Raw genomic sequence first — 17547 nt, forward strand, 5'->3', positions numbered from 1 at the left:
GGGGGCGGACCGCACAGGGATGACGCGGTCCGCCCCCTGGGGGGGAAACCGGGGGAGAACTGGGGGGAGGACCACAGAGATGACGGTGCTCGGAGACGGGACGAGGGCCCTGTACGACACGGGGACACCGGTCCCGGGTCCCGGCGGCTGGCCGGTGACCTACGAGCAGGTCGTGACCGGCAGTCTGCCGGTCGTCGAGGCACCGGCGGGGCCGCGGTGGATTCCGCGGCTCAGCGCCGGGCTCAGACTGCACGGCGAATACCAGGGGTCGGGCTTCACCGAACCCAAGTACATCGCCCGTCGGGGGGACGGGCAGGTCGTGCAGCTGTCACGGCTGCTCTATCTCGTCGCCTCGTCGGTCGACGGCTTGCGCGACGAAGAGGTCATAGCCCACCGGGTCAGCGCCCGCTTCGGGCGCGAGGTCAGCGGCGAGAACATCCGCTACCTGGTGGAGAAGAAGCTGGAACCGCTGGGCGTGACGGTTCCCGAGGGGCAGGAGGGCGACGAGGTCGACGCCCCGCGCTCCGACCTGCTGCTGGCGCTCAAGGGCCACCGGGTGATCTTCGACGAGCGCCGGACGTCCCGGATCGCCCGCACCCTCGCCTGGCTGCACCGGCCGGCCGTCGTCGCGCTGGTGCTCGCCTCGGCACTGGCCATGGACGTCTGGCTGTTCGGCTTCTTCGGGGCGATCGATCCGGTCCTGCAGGTCCTGGACCAGCCGGTGCTGATCCTGCTGGTCTTCGTCCTCACCGTGGCCTCGCTCGTCTTCCACGAGTTCGGACACGCCTCCGCCTGCAGATACGGCGGGGCGCGGCCCGGCTGCATCGGCTGCGGGCTGTTCCTCATCTGGCCGTCGATGTACACCGACGTCACCGACGTCTACCGGATCGGCCGCGGCGGACGGATCCGCACCGACCTCGGCGGGGTCTACTTCAACGTCGTCTTCATGCTTGCCATGGCCGGGGCGTACTTCGCGACGGGCGCGCAGTTCTTCCTGGCCGCGGTCTATCTCGGGCACTTCGAGATCCTGGAGCAGCTCATGCCGGCCGTCCGTCTGGACGGCTACTACATCCTGGGCGACCTGGCGGGCGTGCCCGACCTCTACGGCAAGATCAAGCCGATCGTGCTGAGCCTGGCGCCCGGCGCGAAGGGGCGGGCCGCGCGCAAGGAGGTCGCCGGGCTCAAGAAGTCGGCGCGGACCATCGTCGCCGCCTGGGTGCTGACGATGGTGCCGCTGATCATCGGCGAGCTGAGCTACGCGCTGTGGAACCTGCCGCGGATCCTCACCACCATGGTGCGCTCACTGACCGAGCAACTCGTGGGCACAGGGGCCGCGTTCGCGGACGGGCGGATCGTCGAGGGACTGGTCGGCGTGATCGGCTCGGTCATGCTGCTGTGCCCGATGGCCGGCGTGGTCTATCTGTCGGTCAAGCTCGGCGGCCGGCTCTTCCGGGCCGCCAAGCGCTCCACCTCGGGCAGGCCCGGACTGCGTGTCGCGGTCTGCGCGCTCGCCCTGGCCGGCCTCACCGGCCTGAGCTACGCGTGGGTGTCCGGCCTGACCCCGCAGCCGCTGCCCAAGCAGCCGCCGATCGCGCCGATCCTCCAGCCAGGGGTCTCCACGTCACCACCACCGGCACATCAGGCGTCGACCCCGGACGGCAAGGGCGCGGAACCGTCCGCCGCACGGTCGGCGTCGCCCGGTTCCGCCTCGGCCTCGGCCGGCGCGGGCTCACCGGGCGCCTCGGCCGGTGCGTCGCCCGGCGTCTCCACCAGCCCGTCCGCCTCACCCGGCTCGTCGAGTGCCACCTCCCCGTCCCCGACCGGCGGTTCCTCCTCGAAACCTGCCCCGAGTGAGGACCCCGCCCCGTCGTCGGCCTCGTCTCCGTCGGACGGCTCGGCAGCCCCGACCCCCGAGCCGTCGCCGTCGGTCTCGTCGGCACCGCCTCCGTCGGACACCGCGGCACCGTCGCCGTCCGCCTCGCCCAGTCCGGCGGTTTCCTGACGCGGGCTCCCGCGCGGGAGCGGGGCCGTCGGCCGGGACGGGAACCGGTCGGCCGATCCACCGGCCCTGTCCCGGTGCCGCACCTCCTCGGACGGGTGCCGGCACCGGGACCGCGCCCCCGGGTCCCCGCCCACGGCGGTCGTACGGCTTCGTACGGCTCGTCCCACGGCAGTCATGCGGCTCGTACGGCGCGTACGGCTTCGCCCTGCGGCGGTCGTACGGCCCGTAGGGCCTCGGCTGCCCCAACCATCGCAGGAGAACTCGTGAACAACCATCGCAAACCACGCGCCGCCAAGAGCGCGCTCACCCAACGGGCCGTCCGGGTGGGGCTGTTCGCCGCCGGGGTCGCCGGTGTGGCCGCCGCGGTGCCGGCCCAGGTCGCCAGTGCGGCGACCGACGGGAGCGGGCACGTCGCCGTCGCCTCCGACCATGTCTTCACCCATGCCGACCGGGCGCACCACACGCAGGCCCGGGACTCCTTCAGCGTCCGTCGGTTCGGCACGGTCAACGCCGCCGGTGTGCGCAACCAGGCCAACGCCGTCTCGGCCGGCTGCTCGGCGGACGACGCCTGCCGTTCCGTGGCGCTGTCCTTCCAGATCGTCACGATCGCCGGGGAGCACACCCATCTGAACGCGGTGAACCTCAGTGACGCGACCAACAAGAAGTGCACCGGCTGCCAGACCCTGGCCGGCGCCTACCAGTTCGTCGTCTCCACGCCGAGGCCGCTCGACCTCGACGACGCCACCCAGCGGCAGCTCGCCGACGTCCACCGTCGGCTGGACGCGCTGACCCGCTCCTCGCTGCCGGCCGCCGACCTCAGGCAGCAGGCGGACGGCCTGGCCTCGGAGGTCACCGGCATCCTGCACGACGCGGTGGCCAACGCCCCGAAGGGCGCCGACCAGCCCCAGGTGACCATGCACCGCGACCTGGACGGCTGGCCCGGCCACTGACGAGTGGGGGCCGCCCCCGGTGGGCGGCCCCCGACCGTTGACAGCGGGCGTGCCCGGCCGGAGACTTGAGCCGGAAGATCCTGGTGAAGGAAATTTCACCAGCCGAACAAGAGGTGGTCGACGCCAGACCGCCACCGCAGGCACAACGGCTCACGCTCGAAGGGACCACCCGATGCGTACCACCGTCGGCATCATCGGAGCCGGCCCCGCCGGACTCCTCCTCGCCCGGCTGCTGCACCACGCCGGTATCGACTCGGTCGTCCTGGAGAGCCGCGACCGCGCCTATGTCGAGCACCGCCAGCGCGCCGGCATCCTGGAGCAGGGGACGGTCGACGTGCTGCGCGCGGCCGGGGCCGGTGAGCGGATGGACCGGGAGGGGCTGCGGCACGACGGGATCGAGCTGCGGTTCGACCGGAAGCGGCACCGGGTGGACTTCCCGGCCCTCACCGGCGGTCGTAGCGTCACTGTCTACGCCCAGACCGAGGTGTGCAAGGACCTCATCGCCCTTCAGCTCAAGGAGGGCGGGCCGCTGCTGTTCGAGGCGGAGGCGCTGGCGGTGGAGGACGCGGACACCGACCGCCCCCGCGTCCGCTTCCGGCACCAGGGCGTCGAGGACGTCCTCGACTGCGACTACGTCGTCGGCTGCGACGGCTTCTGGGGCGTGGCCCGCGACGCCATCCCCGCCGAACTCACCCGCGTCTTCGAACGGTCGTACCCCTACGCCTGGCTCGGCATCCTTGCCGACGTCGCCCCCTCCCACGACGAGCTCGTCTACGCCCGCCACGACCGCGGCTTCGCCCTCCTCTCCATGCGCTCCCCGTCCGTCTCCCGTCTCTACCTCCAGGTGGAGGAGGGTGCCGACGCCGACAGCTGGAGCGACGACGCCGTCTGGGACGAGCTGGAGCGCCGGTTCGAGACCGAGGACGGCTGGACCCTCGACCGCGGCCCCATCACCCAGAAGTCCGTCACCCCCATGCGCTCCTACGTCCACGAGCCCATGCGGCACGGCCGGCTCTTCCTCGCCGGTGACGCCGCGCACATCGTGCCGCCGACCGGCGCGAAGGGGCTGAACCTCGCCGTAGGGGACGTCGTCACCTTCGCGAGGGCGCTGACGCACAAGAAGGAGACGGGGAGCGACGAGCTGCTCGACGGGTACTCCGCGACCTGTCTGCGGCGGGTGTGGCAGGCCGAGCGGTTCTCCTACGACATGACGAGCCTCCTGCACAGCGCGCCCGGCGCGGCGCCCTTCGAGGGGCGGCTCCAGCTGGCCCGTCTGGAGCGGATCGCGTCCTCGCGGGCGGCCGAGACGGACCTCGCGGAGGCGTACACCGGGTTCCCCCTGGACGAACAGGGGGACAGGCGGGGATAAGGGGCCTCTAAGGGGGGCGTCACGGGTTGGTACCAGTGTTCACGGGGGGTGCGGTCCACCGCGTACCGTGGCAGGAGGAGGGGAAGATCCTCCCCAAGAGGTAGGGTCAATCCTTTGCCTACCTATTACTCTTGAGGCCAAGGCCGCGCGAGGCGGCCATGGAGGAGTGAAATGAGGAGCAGAAACCCGGTCTTCTCGCGACGGGGGTTCAGCCGCGACACCGGCTACGCGGGCTTCAACACCGCGCCGCAGGCCGGGGGCCCCGCCGTAGGTACGCAGGGCAACCCCTACGCGGGCGTCAACCCGTACGCGCAGAACCCGTACGCCCAGCAGGACCTGCAGCAGGGCGCACCGCCCCAGGCCCCGGCCACCACCGGCCGGATGACCATGGACGACGTCGTCCTGCGCACCGGCACCACCCTCGGCACGCTGATCGTCACGGCTGCGCTCGCCTGGGCGCTGCTCCCGGTCGACGACGCCAACATCAGCCGTTCGTACGGCATCGGGATCGGCGCCGCGCTGGTCGCGATGGTCCTGGCGTTCGTCCAGTCCTTCAAGCGCAAGCCCGTCCCGGCGCTGATCCTGTCGTACGCCGCCCTGGAAGGCGTCTTCCTCGGCGTCGTCTCCAGCGTCGTCGACAACCGCATCGCGAGCGGCGCGGCCATGCAGGCCGTGATCGGCACCATGGCGGTCTTCGCCGGCGTGCTCATCGCGTACCGCGCGGGCTGGATCCGCGTCAACCGCCGTTTCTACGGCTTCGTGATGGCCGCCGCGCTCGGCTTCGTGCTGCTGATGGCCGTGAACCTGCTGTTCGCGGTGTTCGGCGGCGGTGACGGCCTCGGCTTCCGCAGCGGCCCGCTCGGCATCTTCTTCGGTGTCGTCGGCATCATCCTCGGCGCGTGCTTCCTCGCCCTCGACTTCAAGCAGGTCGAGGACGGCATCGCCTACGGCGCCCCGAAGGAAGAGGCATGGCTGGCGGCCTTCGGGCTCACGCTGACGCTGGTGTGGATCTACATGGAGTTCCTGCGGATCATCTCGATCCTCAACAGCAACAACTAGCGACTCCACCAGCGGTCGCGCCGATCCGCGCGAAAGGGCCCCGGGTTCGTTCCCGGGGCCCTTCGTCGTCTCGTGGTCATGTCAGCGGTGCGCGCCTAGAGCAGTTTGCGCGCGGCCCTCCTCAGGTCGTACTCGTGGATGATCGCCTTGGCGTGGCCGTACGCGAGGTCGTGCTCGGCGCGGAGCCAGCTGACCTTCTCCTCGAAGCGGAAGAGGGCGGGGCCTTCGTCGACGGTGCGCAGCCAGTCGGACACTTCACGACCGGTGCAGTGGGGGATACGGGCGAGCATGTTGCGGTGGGTCTCCTGGGAGAACACTTGGGACATCGGCGCCTCCGGACGCATGGGGTGTAAGCCGGTCCTTCAAGTCACCGTGCCTGAGCGTTCGCCCGTTGGCAACAGTCCCGGTACGGCGCGTAGTCTCGCGGCGTGGTGGATACGACGCGGTTGACTCAAGCGGTGGATCACTTCGCGGACCGGCTCAGGGCTGCGCCGCAGAGCCGTTTGCAACGGGGCGCTGCCGCGGAGGCGCTGGCGCTGGCCAGGGAAATGACTCGGCGGGCGCAGTTGGTGGAGGAGCCCGGGGTGGAGCCCCGGGAGATGCCTGACGCGGGGATGTTTGCCGCCGCCGACCAAATCACCGTTGCGGTGCATGACTTCGCGCTCGTGCTGGTGAATGACGCCGAAGTCGATGAGGCGTTGGAGTTGGTCGCGGAGGCGCAGAAGAGGGCGGGGGTCTGAGGTGCGTTGGCGGCCTGCGGTGCGTTGTGGCTGGTCGCGCAGCTCTCCGCGCCCCTGAAAACTGGGCCCGAGTGACGAAGGGGCGCGGGGAACTGCGCGACCAGCCCCCACCGGCCCGCGCTCGAAAACGAACCGGCGCACCCCCGAGAAATCAGAGTGACGCTATGACCCTGTCCGCCAGGATGTAGACGTTCTCCTCGCCGCACGCGAACGTCAGCGTGTACGCGCCGGAGACACCCGAGCCGCCCAGCAGGAACGGGGTTTCGCCCGCGCGGAGCGCTGCCGCGAGGCGTTCGGCGGTTTCGCGGTGGCCCGGGGTCATGCAGAGGGTGGTGCCGTCGGCGAACACGTAGACATCGAGGGTGCCCAGGGGGCCGGGCCGGACGTCGGCCAGCTCCACGGCGGACTCGGCCAGCTCCTCCAGCGTCGCCACCGTACGTTCGTGGTCGTTCCCCACGGGCGACTGGGCCGGTACGAAGTCCGGGTGGGAGGGGTGGCGGCGACGGGCCGCGGCCAGTTCGGGGGACTCGCCGGCGAACTCGTCGGCGTCCGCGAACGGCTCGGTCACCGGCTCCAGCGGTTCGAGGCCCACGAAGTCGCTCTGACGGGGCAGGAACAGCTCGCTGTCGGGCAGACCCAGCAGAGTGGGCACCTCGGTGTCGCGGGACTCCTGGGCGGCCCAGAAGGCCCGCGCCTCGGCCAGTTCCCGCTCCCGCTCCTCGGCCAGTGCCTCGGCGACGGCGGCGCGTATCTCATCCGCGTCGCTGTGGGTGCGGGCGGCGGGCACCAGCGCGCGTACGGCGGCGGCCCGGCCCTCGGCCAGTTCGGTGTGCAGGGCCGCTACCTGGCGACGCAGCACCAAGAGGGTGCGCAGGACGGCGACGCCCACGGCGCCTGTGGCGGCCGTGGTGAGCAGCAAAGCGATCGGCATGGCGCTCACTGACGTACTCCCGGTTCAAAGTCGACCCCCGACTTCCTACATCAGCTTGAAGGGCGGACTAACCAGCTGTCAGTGCGTAACGTCACGAAACGGGCAGGACTTTGGGCCCGATGTTTGGTGGTGAAACGGTCCTGACCTGGGAAAATGCCTCCCCGAAGGGAGATAGGTCACATCCTGGGGGAGATTGGATCACAAATCGGCCCAGAACCCAGGTGTTTGCTGGGTTCCGGGCCCGAGGGTGACACAAAGTTCCCCTGCGACTACGGGGAGTTGGTCAGCTGAGGCGCTCGATGACCATCGCCATGCCCTGGCCGCCGCCCACGCACATCGTCTCCAGACCGAACTGCTTGTCGTGGAACTGGAGGGAGTTGATCAGCGTGCCGGTGATGCGGGCGCCGGTCATGCCGAAGGGGTGGCCGACCGCGATCGCGCCGCCGTTCACGTTCAGCTTCTCCAGCGGGATGTTCAGGTCGCGGTAGGACGGGATCACCTGGGCGGCGAACGCCTCGTTGATCTCGAACAGGTCGATGTCGTCGACGGTCAGGCCCGCGCGGCCCAGCGCCTGCTTCGACGCCTCGACCGGGCCGAGGCCCATGATCTCGGGGGAGAGGCCGGAGACACCGGTCGACACGATCCGCGCCAGCGGGGTCAGGCCCAGCTCGCGGGCCTTGGTGTCGCTCATGATGACGACCGCAGCGGCGCCGTCGTTCAGCGGGCAGCAGTTGCCGGCGGTGACCAGGCCGTCGGGGCGGAAGACCGGCTTGAGGCCGGAGACGCCCTCCAGGGTGACGCCGGCGCGCGGGCCGTCGTCCTTGCTGACGACCGTGCCGTCGGGCAGCGTCACCGGGGTGATCTCGCGCTCCCAGAAGCCGTTCTTGATGGCTTCCTCGGCGAGGTTCTGGGAGCGGACGCCGAACTCGTCCATGTCCTGGCGGGTGACGCCCTTGATCCGGGCGAGGTTCTCCGCGGTCTGGCCCATCGCGATGTACGGGTCGGGGAGCAGGCCGTCCTCACGCGGGTCGTGCCACGTGGAGCCCTCGGACGCGGCGGTGGCGGCGGTGCGGGCCTGCGCCTCTTCGAAGACCGGGTTCGTGGTGCCCGGGAGACCGTCCGAGCTGCCCTTGGCGTAGCGGGAGACCATCTCGACACCGGCCGAGATGAAGACGTCGCCCTCGCCGGCCTTGATGGCGTGCAGGGCCATGCGGCTGGTCTGGAGGGAGGAGGAACAGTAACGGGTGATCGTGCAGCCCGGCAGGTGGTCCATGCCCATCTGTACGGCGACGATCCGGCCCAGGTTGTAGCCCTGCTCGCCGCCGGGGAGGCCGCAGCCGAGCATCAGGTCCTCGATGAGCTTCGGGTCCAGCTCGGGGATCTTCGCGAGGGCGGCCTGGATGATCGTGGCGGTGAGGTCGTCGGGGCGCAGGTCCTTGAGGGAACCCTTGACGGCGCGGCCGATGGGGGAGCGGGCGGTCGAGACGATGACGGCTTCGGGCATCACGGCTCCAGGCAAGAAGGGGCGGCGCGTAGCGCCTCGTTGAGGGGTGATGGTCGGGTGGCGGGTGGGAGTGTCTACGGTGTGATGTGCAGGGCTCCTTGGGAAGTTACCCGTACGTATGGCCTCGGTCACGGGAAGCGCGGTGTGACCCTGACCGCAATTGTCTAAGCGCTTGCTTGGCCAGCTGACCGTCCCGGGGGGACCTGTGTCCACCCACCGCCCGTCTCGGTGGGTGGAAAGGTGCGCCACTCTCAGCCCGTCCGGCGTCTGAGGACGAGGCCGTTCAGGCCGACGGGGGGCCGGGGGCGTAGCCCCCGGGGACGGTGGACCGAGCCGCGGGTGCCGGCTCTGGTTCCGGGACCCGGCGTCGCTTCCGCCGCTTCAGCAACGCCCAAGGCCCGCGCGGCCCCGTCGGCATCGCCGCCGTGACCTCCGTACCCGGCTCCGACGCCGCCTCCGCGGCGGCCCGTGCCACCGGCAGGAAGCCCTCGCGGCGGGACGCGTCCGGGCGGTCCTCCTCGGCCGGCCAGAGGCCCAGCGCGGCACAGACGGTCGGAAGGACCGCCATCGCCGCCGTCGCGTAGCCCTCCGCCGAGGGGTGGAAGTTGTCCGGGCCGAACAGCTCGCGGGGGTTCGCCGCGAACTCGGGGCCCAGCAGGTCGCCCAGCGACACCGTGCGCCCGCCCTGCTCGACCGTGCCGATCGTCTGGGCCGCCGCCAGCTGCCGGGAGGCCCGGCGGGCCAGCCAGCGCAGGGGCTGCTGGACCTGCTCCACCGTCCCGAGGTCGGGACAGGTGCCGACGACCACCTCGGCGCCGGCCGTGCGCAGCCGCCGTACCGTCGCCGAGAGGTGGCGGACCGAGCGGGTCGGGTGCATGCGGTGGGTGACGTCGTTCGCGCCGATCATGATCACGCAGACGTCGGGTACCCGGGAGGTGTCCGCGAGGGCGAGCGCCACCTGGCGGTCGAGGTCGTCGGACTGGGCGCCGGGGAGGGCCACGTTGCGCAGCTCGACGGGGCGTTCCGCGACCGCGGCGAGGCCCGAGGCCAGCAGCGCGCCCGGGGTCTGGGCCGCCCGGTGGACACCCTGCCCGGCGGCCGTGGAGTCGCCGAGCATGGTCAGGCGGAGCGGGGGTTCACCCGGGGTGTCGTAGGCATGGCCGTAGCGGCCGTCGGCGCTCGGCACATGGTTGCCGCCCGCGCCGTGGCCGTTGCCCACGTGCCGCTTCACGAAGCGGACCTCGGCCAGCACCAGTCCGACGGCCGCCGCGCCCACCAGCCCGACCCCGCCACCGCCGTACGCCGCACCGGCCGCGATCCGCCGGGCCACCCGCGCCCTCGACATCTTCGTCATACGCCGCCGCCACCTCCTCTGAGCCGTCACCCACTCCTTGCCCCGAACAGCACGTGGCCCAATCTCAACAGGCGGTGAACGCGCAATCCGGGCCTTAGGCTGGCGGAACCAATTACGACCACTTCTTTTGCAGCAACCGGAGACAACGGTGCAATTCCACGACTCGATGATCAGCCTCGTCGGCAACACCCCGCTGGTGAGGCTCAACAGCGTGACCGCGGGCATCCAGGCGACCGTTCTGGCCAAGGTGGAGTACTTCAACCCCGGCGGGAGTGTGAAGGACCGCATCGCCCTGCGCATGATCGAGGCGGCGGAGCAGAGCGGGGCGCTGAAGCCCGGCGGCACCATCGTCGAGCCGACCAGCGGCAACACCGGCGTCGGCCTGGCCATCGTGGCCCAGCAGAAGGGGTACCACTGCATCTTCGTGTGCCCCGACAAGGTGTCCACCGACAAGATCAACGTGCTGCGCGCGTACGGCGCCGAAGTGGTCGTGTGCCCGACCGCCGTGGACCCCGAGCACCCGGACTCGTACTACAACGTCTCCGACCGGCTGGTCCGTGAGACGCCGGGAGCCTGGAAGCCCGACCAGTACTCCAACCCGAACAACCCCCTCTCCCACTACCACTCGACCGGCCCCGAGCTGTGGGAGCAGACCGAGGGGAAGATCACCCACTTCGTGGCGGGCGTGGGGACCGGAGGGACCATCTCCGGCACCGGGCGTTATCTGAAGGACGCCAGTGACGGTGCGGTCCAGGTCGTCGGCGCCGACCCCGAGGGGTCCGTGTACTCCGGCGGCTCCGGGCGGCCGTACCTCGTCGAGGGCGTCGGTGAGGACTTCTGGCCGACCGCCTACGACCGGACCGTCGCGGACGAGATCGTCGCCGTGTCCGACAAGGACTCGTTCCAGATGACCCGGCGGCTGGCCAAGGAGGAGGGGCTGCTCGTCGGCGGTTCCTGCGGGATGGCCGTCGTCGCCGCGCTGCGGGTCGCGGAGCGGCTCGGGCCGGACGACGTCGTGGTCGTGCTGCTGCCCGACAGCGGGCGTGGGTACCTTTCGAAAATCTTCAACGACGAATGGATGGCCGACTACGGCTTCCTGGAGGACGAGGGCCCCAGCGCCCGCGTCGCCGACGTCCTCAACGACAAGGTGCACGGCGCCATCCCGTCCCTCGTGCACATGCACCCGGACGAGACGGTCGGCGAGGCCATCGAGGTGCTGCGCGAGTACGGCGTCTCGCAGATGCCGATCGTGAAGCCGGGCGCCGGGCACCCGGACGTCATGGCGGCGGAGGTCGTCGGCTCGGTCGTCGAACGCGAGCTGCTGGACGCCCTGTTCACCCAGCGCGCCTCCCTGACCGACCCGCTGGAGAAGCACATGTCGGCCCCGCTGCCGCAGGTCGGCTCCGGTGAACCGGTGGGCGACCTGATGACCGTGCTGGGCGCGGCCGACGCGGCGATCGTCCTGGTCGAGGGCAAGCCGACCGGTGTCATCAGCCGGCAGGACCTGCTGTCCTTCCTCGCCAGGGGCGGGAAGCAGTAGGAAACGTCCGGTGAACGGGCCGTGACGGCGGCGACTTTGCGGTTGCCTACCGAATCGGTGGACTTCGTCGAAGTGGTACGAGCGCGTCACGTCCACGCAGCACCCGCTTAACACGGGTACGGCAGATTAGTGGGTGTCGGCAGGGCGGGAGCGGCTCCCCGCCTCGCCGACACAAAAACGGCGTCACGGACCTCCGGAGCGGCTCCCGGACCTCCACCGACGCCTAGGACGCGCACGCCCGGCCCTGACCCGGCACGCGTCCCTCGCGGGGACCGCCGTCGTCCCGCCCTCCCGGCAACGGGGGGTGCGGCGGTCCCCGCGCATAGCCTTTTCACGGGCGCACGGGCACATCGTCTACGACGCTGTTGTCGCCCAACTCCCCAGCAGCGCAAGCCGTTCCGCCGTCTCCGAACCCGGCTCCGGCGTGTAGACCACCAGCGTCTGCTCCAACTCCCCCGGTACCGCCAGTGTTTCGTACGGCAGGGTGAGCAGGCCCGCGATCGGGTGCCGGACGCGCTTCACGCCGTAGGCGCACTCCTTGACCTCGTGGTCGGCCCACAGGCGGCGGAAGTCCTCGCTCCTGACGGAGAGTTCGCCGACGAGAGCGCTCAGCTTCGGGTCGTCGCCGTTGCGGCCGGAGCTCACCCGCAGGTTCGCTACGGCCTGCGCGGCGACCGCGGCCCAGTCGGGGTAGAGGTCGCGCGCGGCCGGGTCGAGGAACACATGGCGCGGGATGTTGCGGACGGCGACGGGCATGCGGCTGAAGCCGCTCAGCGCGTCGGCGAGGGTGTTCCAGGCCAGCACGTCCATCCGGTGCCCCAGCACGAACGCCGGTATCCGGTCCATGCCGTCCAGCAGCACCTGGACACCGGGGCGGACCCGGGGCACGGGCGTCCGGTTCTTCCTGGCGCGGTCGGGACGGGCCACCGTACGCAGGTAGTCGTGTTCCGTGTCGTCCAGGCGCAGGACGCGGGCGATCGCGTCGAGCACCGTGTCCGAAACGCTTGGTCCCCGGCCCTGTTCCAGGCGGATGTAGTAGTCGACGCTCACTCCGGCCAGCTGCGCCACCTCCTCGCGGCGCAGCCCGGGGACGCGGCGGCGCCCGTACGAGGGCAGCCCCACCTCCTCGGGCTGGATACGAGCCCGGCGCGAGCGCAGAAAGTCTCCGATGTCCCCGTCCATGAGTTCGATGCTAGGCGCTCGGCCGCTTCCGAACCTGGTACTGGCAGACCCAGGAAAAACGCATCTCTGGGTAGGGGCAGGCGGGCGGCGCACGGTGGTGGACGTCGCCGGGGAAGTGCCCCGGCGGGCAACCCACCGAGGAGCACCCCATGTCGTACGAGAATCTGGCCGGACGTACCGCCGTCGTCACCGGGGCCGCCAGCGGGATCGGCGAGGCCGTCGCCGTTCAACTGGCCGCGAACGGGGCGCGGGTGGCGCTGCTGGCCCGGCGCGGGGAGCGGCTGGACGCGCTCGCCGGGAAGATCCGGGCCGACGGGGGACAGGCCCTCGCCGTCGTCGCCGACGTCACCGACGACGCGTCCGTGGAGGCCGCCGCCGGGCGGGTCCACGACACGTACGGGTCCGTCGACCTCGTCGTCAACGCCGCCGGTGTCATGCTGCCGCACCTCGTCGACGACGGGCGGATCGACGAGTGGCAGCGGATGCTCGACACCAACGTGGCCGGGGTACTGCGGGTCATCCGCGCCTTCACCGGGGACCTGGTGGCCGCGGCGGCGGACGGCCGTAGCGCGGATCTGGTGAACATCTCGTCCATCGGCGCGCACGTCACGTTCCCCGGCTACGCCGTCTACGGGGCCACCAAGGCCGCCGTCACCTACATCTCCCAGTCGCTGCGCTCGGAGCTCGGGCCCCGTGACGTACGGGTGACCAACATCGAGCCGGGGCTGACCGACACCGAGCTGGCGAGCCACCTCGGCAGCGAGGAGATGGCCCGTCAACTGGCCGAGCTGTTCGGGGCGTTGGGCGGGCTGTCCCCCGAGGAGGTCGCCGACGTCGTGGCCTACGCGGCGAGCCGCGCCCGGCACGTCAACCTGCGGCAGATCGTGGTGCTGCCCACCCGCCAGGCGTGACCGGCGTGGTCGTCAGTCCTCCCACTCGCTGTCCTGGGAGGCCTTCCCGCGTCGCCCGCCGAAGAGTCCCGGGGTGATGCGGGCGGCCTGGACGGCGTTGACGCCGACGATGCCGGCCCAGGCCACCAGGAGGCCGGGGAGGTGGGCGATGCCGCCGCCGATCGCGGACAGCGGGATCGCCAGGACCATCGAGACGATGCCGAAGCCGAACCGCTCGCCCCAGGAGTCGGTGGGCTTCGGCCCGCCGCGTGAGCCGCGGGCGACCACCATCTGGTGCTCGGCCATCTGCCGGCGCACCCGGCGCTCCACCGCGCCGTCGATCCGCTGGTCGACCTTCTCCAGGAACGAGTCGACCAGCGCCGACTCGTACTCGTCGCCCAGTTCCCCGCGTGCCTGCAGGGTGGCGTTGAGTTCCTTCTTGAGTTCGGCGTCGTGCGCGTCCATTCCCGTCATGCGCATCAGATTAGGGAGCCGTCGCGCCCGCTGCACTGGGGATAGCCCCCCTGTCGGACGTCGGGTTCACCGGGAGTACCCCCAGCGACTCCAGCACCCTGCGATGACCGTGCTCGACGCCCGTGATGCGGACCTCGATACCCCGGTCGCGCAGCTCGCCCACCGCGTCCTTCAGCGCGAGCGCGCCCGTCGCGTCGACCGCTGTCAGGCCGGAGAGGCGTAGGTCCACGGCCGTCACGTCGTGGACGTCGGCGAGGCTGCGGCGGAAGCGGTGGGCGGCGGCGAACAGGAGCGGGCCGTCGAAGCGGTACGTCACCGTGCCGGAGGCGTCGGGGCGTTCATCAGTCGCGGCCGGAGTCAGGCGCGTGCCGCGCGTCGCCGCGCGCAGGGCCAGCAGGACCGAGACGCCGAGGCCGATGAGGACGGCCCGCACCAGGTCCAGGGCGAGGGTGCCGGCCGCCGTGAGGACCAGGACCAGGGCGTCCCCGTGCGTCGAGCGGGCCATCGCGCGGACCGCGTCCGTCTCCACCATGCGCACGGCCGTCGCCAGCAGCACTCCGGCCAGCGCGGCCAGCGGGATACGGCCCACCAGCGGGGCCGCGACCGCGACGATCCCGGCGAGGATCACGGCGTGCGCGAGCGCGGCGAGGCGTGAGGTGGCGCCGGTGCGGACGTTGACCGCCGTGCGCGCGATGGCGCCGGTGGCGGGAACCCCGCCGAAGAGCGGGGCCGCGAGGTTGGCGATGCCCTGGCCGAAGAGTTCCTTGCCGGGGTCGTGGCGCTCGCCGGGGCGCATCGCGTCCGCTACGGAGGCGGAGAGGAGGGATTCCAGGGCGGCCAGCGCCGCCACCGCCGCGGCCGGGAGGAGCAGGGTGGGGATCCGGGAGACGTCCAGGAAGGCGAGGGAGGGCGCGGGGAGCGAGGCCGGGAGCGCGCCGAGGCGGGTCACGTCGAGGTGCAGGGCCTCGGCGACGACCGTCGTCACGCCGACCGCCGCCAGGGAGAAGGGAACCGTCGGCTTCCAGCGCGCCCCGGCCAGCATCAGCGCGGCCGAGCCGAGGGCCAGGAGCAGGGCCGCCCAGTGCGGGGTCGCGTCGAACTCCTCGGCCGCCCGTGCCGCGACCACCGCGACCTGGTCGCCGTGCGGGGTGGGCACGCCGAGCGCCGACGGCACCTGCTGGAGCCCGATCACACACGCGATGCCGATGGTGAAACCGGCGATCACCGGCGCCGGGACGTACGCCATCGCCGCCCCCGCGCGGGCGAACGCGAGCCCGAGGAGCAGCACGCCGGCGATCAGACCGACCGTCAGGACGCCGTTCGCGCCGTACTCGTGGACGATCGGGACGAGGACGACCGTCATCGCGCCGGTCGGCCCGCTGACCTGGCGCGCGGAGCCGCCGAACAGCGCGGCGAGCGAACCGGCGACGATCGCGGTGATCAGCCCGGAGGCCGCGCCGAGACCGGACGTGACGCCGAAACCGAGGGCGAGCGGGAGGGCCACGACGGCGACCGTGAGGCCGCACAGCAGGTCGCGGCGCGGGGCGCGGGTCATCGTACGGAAGTCGGCGGGGGAGGGCAGGACGGAGAGCACGCCGTTCATGGGCATGGGCATGGGGATGGCTCTGCGCTTCTTTGCGTGGGGGGAAGGGGTTACGGCAGCAGGGACACGAGCCCCGTGTCGAGGTCGAAACGGGCCGCCACCACATGGGCCGACATGAACGCGGGGTCGGCGCGGATCGCGTCCCTGACCCAGGCCGTGTGGGCGGTCATCGTGTGCTCGGCCCAGTCGCCGGGCAGCGCCCGGGTGCGGCGGGCGGCCGGGCTGATCTCGTCCACGAGGAGGGCGAGGTGTCCGGGGACGGGCGTGCCGGTCTCCAGGTGCGCGAGCGTGGCCGCCACCGCCCCGCAGCGCTCGTGGCCGAGCACCAGCACCAGGGGGATGCGCAGTTCCTCGACGCCGTACTGGATGGACCCGAGCACCGCCTCGTCCAGGACCTCGCCGGCCGTCCTTATGCACAGCAGGTCGCCGAGGCCCTGGTCGAAGACCAGCTCGGGCGGCACCCGGGAGTCGACGCAGCCGACGATCACCGCGAACGGGTGCTGTGCGGCGGCCAGTTGGTGGCGCAGCCGGCGGCTCTCGTCCGGGTGGCGGGAGTGGCCGGTGGCGTAGCGGCGGTTGCCGTCCAGGAGTTCGGCGAGCGCGGCGGGGGCGGTGGCCGGGTGGGGGCGTGGGCCGGCGGCGGTGGCGGTCGTGGGGGTGGCGGCCAGCGCGCCGACGGCGGTGGCCGTCAGGAAGGCCCTGCGGTTCGAGGCCATGCGTTTCCTCAGGTGGTGTGCTTGTCCAGCACGTGGTGCACGTTGTGCTTGTAGCGTTCAATCACCCTACGCATGCGATCAGTTACTGAGAGTGCCGATTTAACGACACTTGACTGATCCCTCGTCAGATCATCGATCAGTCATCAAGGGGCCATTACTTCGTGATGCCGTGCTGCTTCGCGTACGCGTTCGCCACGTCCTCCGGGTCCTTCTTGTCCTTGTCCACCTGACGGTTCAGCTCCGTGAGTTGGGCCGTGGTGAGGAGGTTGCCGAGGCGTGCGAGGGCCTTGCGGACCACGGGGTCGGCCACCCGGTCCGCGATGAGCGGGACGATGTGCTGGCTGGGGATCAGGGTCTTGGGGTCGGACAGGACGACCCAGTCGTTGGCCTTGATGTCGGTGTCGGTGGTGAACAGGTTCGCCACGTCCACATCGCCCTTCTTCAGGGCGCCCTTCACCAACGGCCCGTCGGAGTCAAGGGACTTGAACTCCTTGAACTCGACGCCGTAGACCTCCTTCAGCCCTACGACACCGACCTGACGGGTCTTCACCTCGGCGGAGGCGCCGAGGATCAGCTTGCCGTTCTGCTTCTTCAGGTCGGCCAGCGAGGACAGGCCGTACTTATTGGCGGTCTCGCGGGTGACGGCGAAGGCGTCCGCGTCCTCCGCGATGCCGTAGGGCAGGACCTGGAGGCCGGAGGGGAGAGCGAGGGTGAGGGCGTTCTGCATCTCGCCCGCCTCCGCGACCTTGGACTTGGGCTGGAGGTAGGTGAGCAGGGCGCCCTGGTACTCGGGGAGGAGGTCGAGGTCGCCGCTCTTGAGGGCGGGGAAGATGATCTCGCGGGTGCCGAGGTTGGGGCGGACCTTGACCTTCACGCCGGCCGCTTGGAGGGCGGCGGCGTAGAGGTAGCCGAGGACCTGGTTCTCGGTGAAGTTGGCGGTGCCGATGGTCACGCCGTTCTTGCTGGAGGCGCTGCCACCGCCGGCGGAGCCCCCGCCGTCGAGGGAGGTGACGCCGCTCGCGCAGGAGGACAGGACGGGGACGGCGACGGCCGTTCCGGCGAGGGCGCCGAGGAGGGTACGACGGTTCATTTCGGGTTCCTTCAGGTTCGGCGCGCCCCAAGGGGCGCGGGGCCGTGCCGCTGTCCGGCTACCGCCGCGATGGGGGTCCCCCCGGTCGAGCGAAGCCGAGAGTGGGGGAGCGGCCAGCCACGACGAAGCCGCAGACGACAGAC

General features: G+C 71.3%; 16 protein-coding genes. 7 read left to right on the forward strand and 9 right to left on the reverse strand.

Features of this window, described 5'->3' with window-relative positions:
• Window positions 1–79: 79 nt before the first annotated feature.
• The 4 genes from ACIQBL_RS01185 to ACIQBL_RS01200 all read left to right on the forward strand — a co-directional run bounded on the left by ACIQBL_RS01185 (window position 80) and on the right by ACIQBL_RS01200 (window position 5380).
• Entirely contained in the window at window positions 80–2002 is a 1923-nt protein-coding gene (locus ACIQBL_RS01185) for a hypothetical protein (RefSeq protein ID WP_401935482.1), read from the forward strand.
• A 263-nt stretch (window positions 2003–2265) separates the two neighbouring features.
• Window positions 2266–2952, forward strand: coding sequence for a hypothetical protein (locus tag ACIQBL_RS01190; RefSeq protein WP_401935484.1), 687 nt, complete (start codon window positions 2266–2268; stop codon window positions 2950–2952).
• Window positions 2953–3124: 172 nt separating this feature from the next.
• The gene (locus tag ACIQBL_RS01195) at window positions 3125–4321 is read left to right on the forward strand and encodes a 4-hydroxybenzoate 3-monooxygenase (RefSeq protein ID WP_401935486.1); all 1197 of its coding nucleotides are present in this window, start codon (window positions 3125–3127) and stop codon (window positions 4319–4321) included.
• 171 nt (window positions 4322–4492) lie between these two features.
• On the forward strand, window positions 4493–5380 hold the full coding sequence (locus ACIQBL_RS01200; protein WP_401935487.1) for a Bax inhibitor-1/YccA family protein: 888 nt from the start codon (window positions 4493–4495) through the stop codon (window positions 5378–5380).
• A 95-nt stretch (window positions 5381–5475) separates the two neighbouring features.
• Here ACIQBL_RS01200 and ACIQBL_RS01205 read toward each other — a convergent pair whose 3' ends face one another.
• Entirely contained in the window at window positions 5476–5706 is a 231-nt protein-coding gene (locus tag ACIQBL_RS01205) for a DUF4287 domain-containing protein (protein ID WP_026151524.1), read from the reverse strand.
• 102 nt (window positions 5707–5808) lie between these two features.
• Here ACIQBL_RS01205 and ACIQBL_RS01210 point away from each other — a divergent pair, with 102 nt between their 5' ends.
• Complete coding sequence (locus ACIQBL_RS01210; protein ID WP_329553369.1) at window positions 5809–6120, forward strand: hypothetical protein; 312 nt, start codon at window positions 5809–5811, stop codon at window positions 6118–6120.
• Between the two features lie 151 nt (window positions 6121–6271).
• Here the strand turns inward: ACIQBL_RS01210 and ACIQBL_RS01215 are convergent, their stop codons facing one another.
• From ACIQBL_RS01215 to ACIQBL_RS01225, 3 genes are all read right to left on the reverse strand, one after another.
• Window positions 6272–7051 (reverse strand): hypothetical protein, encoded by a 780-nt coding sequence (locus ACIQBL_RS01215; RefSeq protein WP_401936970.1) that lies wholly within the window; start codon window positions 7049–7051, stop codon window positions 6272–6274.
• Between the two features lie 283 nt (window positions 7052–7334).
• Window positions 7335–8555 carry an acetyl-CoA C-acetyltransferase gene (locus tag ACIQBL_RS01220; protein WP_401935490.1) on the reverse strand — a complete coding sequence of 407 codons (1221 nt, stop codon included), beginning with the start codon at window positions 8553–8555 and terminating at the stop codon, window positions 7335–7337.
• A 283-nt stretch (window positions 8556–8838) separates the two neighbouring features.
• The gene (locus ACIQBL_RS01225) at window positions 8839–9909 is read right to left on the reverse strand and encodes an SGNH/GDSL hydrolase family protein (protein WP_401935492.1); all 1071 of its coding nucleotides are present in this window, start codon (window positions 9907–9909) and stop codon (window positions 8839–8841) included.
• A 148-nt stretch (window positions 9910–10057) separates the two neighbouring features.
• Here ACIQBL_RS01225 and ACIQBL_RS01230 point away from each other — a divergent pair, with 148 nt between their 5' ends.
• Window positions 10058–11449 carry a cystathionine beta-synthase gene (locus ACIQBL_RS01230; protein ID WP_401935494.1) on the forward strand — a complete coding sequence of 464 codons (1392 nt, stop codon included), beginning with the start codon at window positions 10058–10060 and terminating at the stop codon, window positions 11447–11449.
• A 354-nt stretch (window positions 11450–11803) separates the two neighbouring features.
• Here the strand turns inward: ACIQBL_RS01230 and ACIQBL_RS01235 are convergent, their stop codons facing one another.
• Window positions 11804–12631 carry a helix-turn-helix transcriptional regulator gene (locus ACIQBL_RS01235; RefSeq protein ID WP_401935496.1) on the reverse strand — a complete coding sequence of 276 codons (828 nt, stop codon included), beginning with the start codon at window positions 12629–12631 and terminating at the stop codon, window positions 11804–11806.
• 149 nt (window positions 12632–12780) lie between these two features.
• On the opposite strand from ACIQBL_RS01235, the gene ACIQBL_RS01240 reads away from it, so the two are divergent.
• Entirely contained in the window at window positions 12781–13542 is a 762-nt protein-coding gene (locus tag ACIQBL_RS01240; protein WP_401935498.1) for an SDR family oxidoreductase, read from the forward strand.
• Window positions 13543–13554: 12 nt separating this feature from the next.
• On the opposite strand, the gene ACIQBL_RS01245 is transcribed toward ACIQBL_RS01240, so the two are convergent.
• The 4 genes from ACIQBL_RS01245 to ACIQBL_RS01260 all read right to left on the reverse strand — a co-directional run bounded on the left by ACIQBL_RS01245 (window position 13555) and on the right by ACIQBL_RS01260 (window position 17404).
• Entirely contained in the window at window positions 13555–13986 is a 432-nt protein-coding gene (locus ACIQBL_RS01245; protein WP_401936972.1) for a hypothetical protein, read from the reverse strand.
• A gap of 19 nt (window positions 13987–14005) precedes the next feature.
• Window positions 14006–15604 (reverse strand): SulP family inorganic anion transporter, encoded by a 1599-nt coding sequence (locus tag ACIQBL_RS01250; protein WP_401936975.1) that lies wholly within the window; start codon window positions 15602–15604, stop codon window positions 14006–14008.
• Between the two features lie 44 nt (window positions 15605–15648).
• Window positions 15649–16314: a carbonic anhydrase gene (locus ACIQBL_RS01255; RefSeq protein WP_401935500.1), complete on the reverse strand. Its 666-nt coding sequence runs from the start codon at window positions 16312–16314 to the stop codon at window positions 15649–15651.
• A gap of 154 nt (window positions 16315–16468) precedes the next feature.
• The gene (locus ACIQBL_RS01260; protein WP_401935502.1) at window positions 16469–17404 is read right to left on the reverse strand and encodes an ABC transporter substrate-binding protein; all 936 of its coding nucleotides are present in this window, start codon (window positions 17402–17404) and stop codon (window positions 16469–16471) included.
• Between the last annotated feature and the right edge of the window lie 143 nt (window positions 17405–17547).

This window comes from Streptomyces sp. NPDC088350, assembly GCF_044753545.1.
GTDB lineage: Bacteria > Actinomycetota > Actinomycetes > Streptomycetales > Streptomycetaceae > Streptomyces.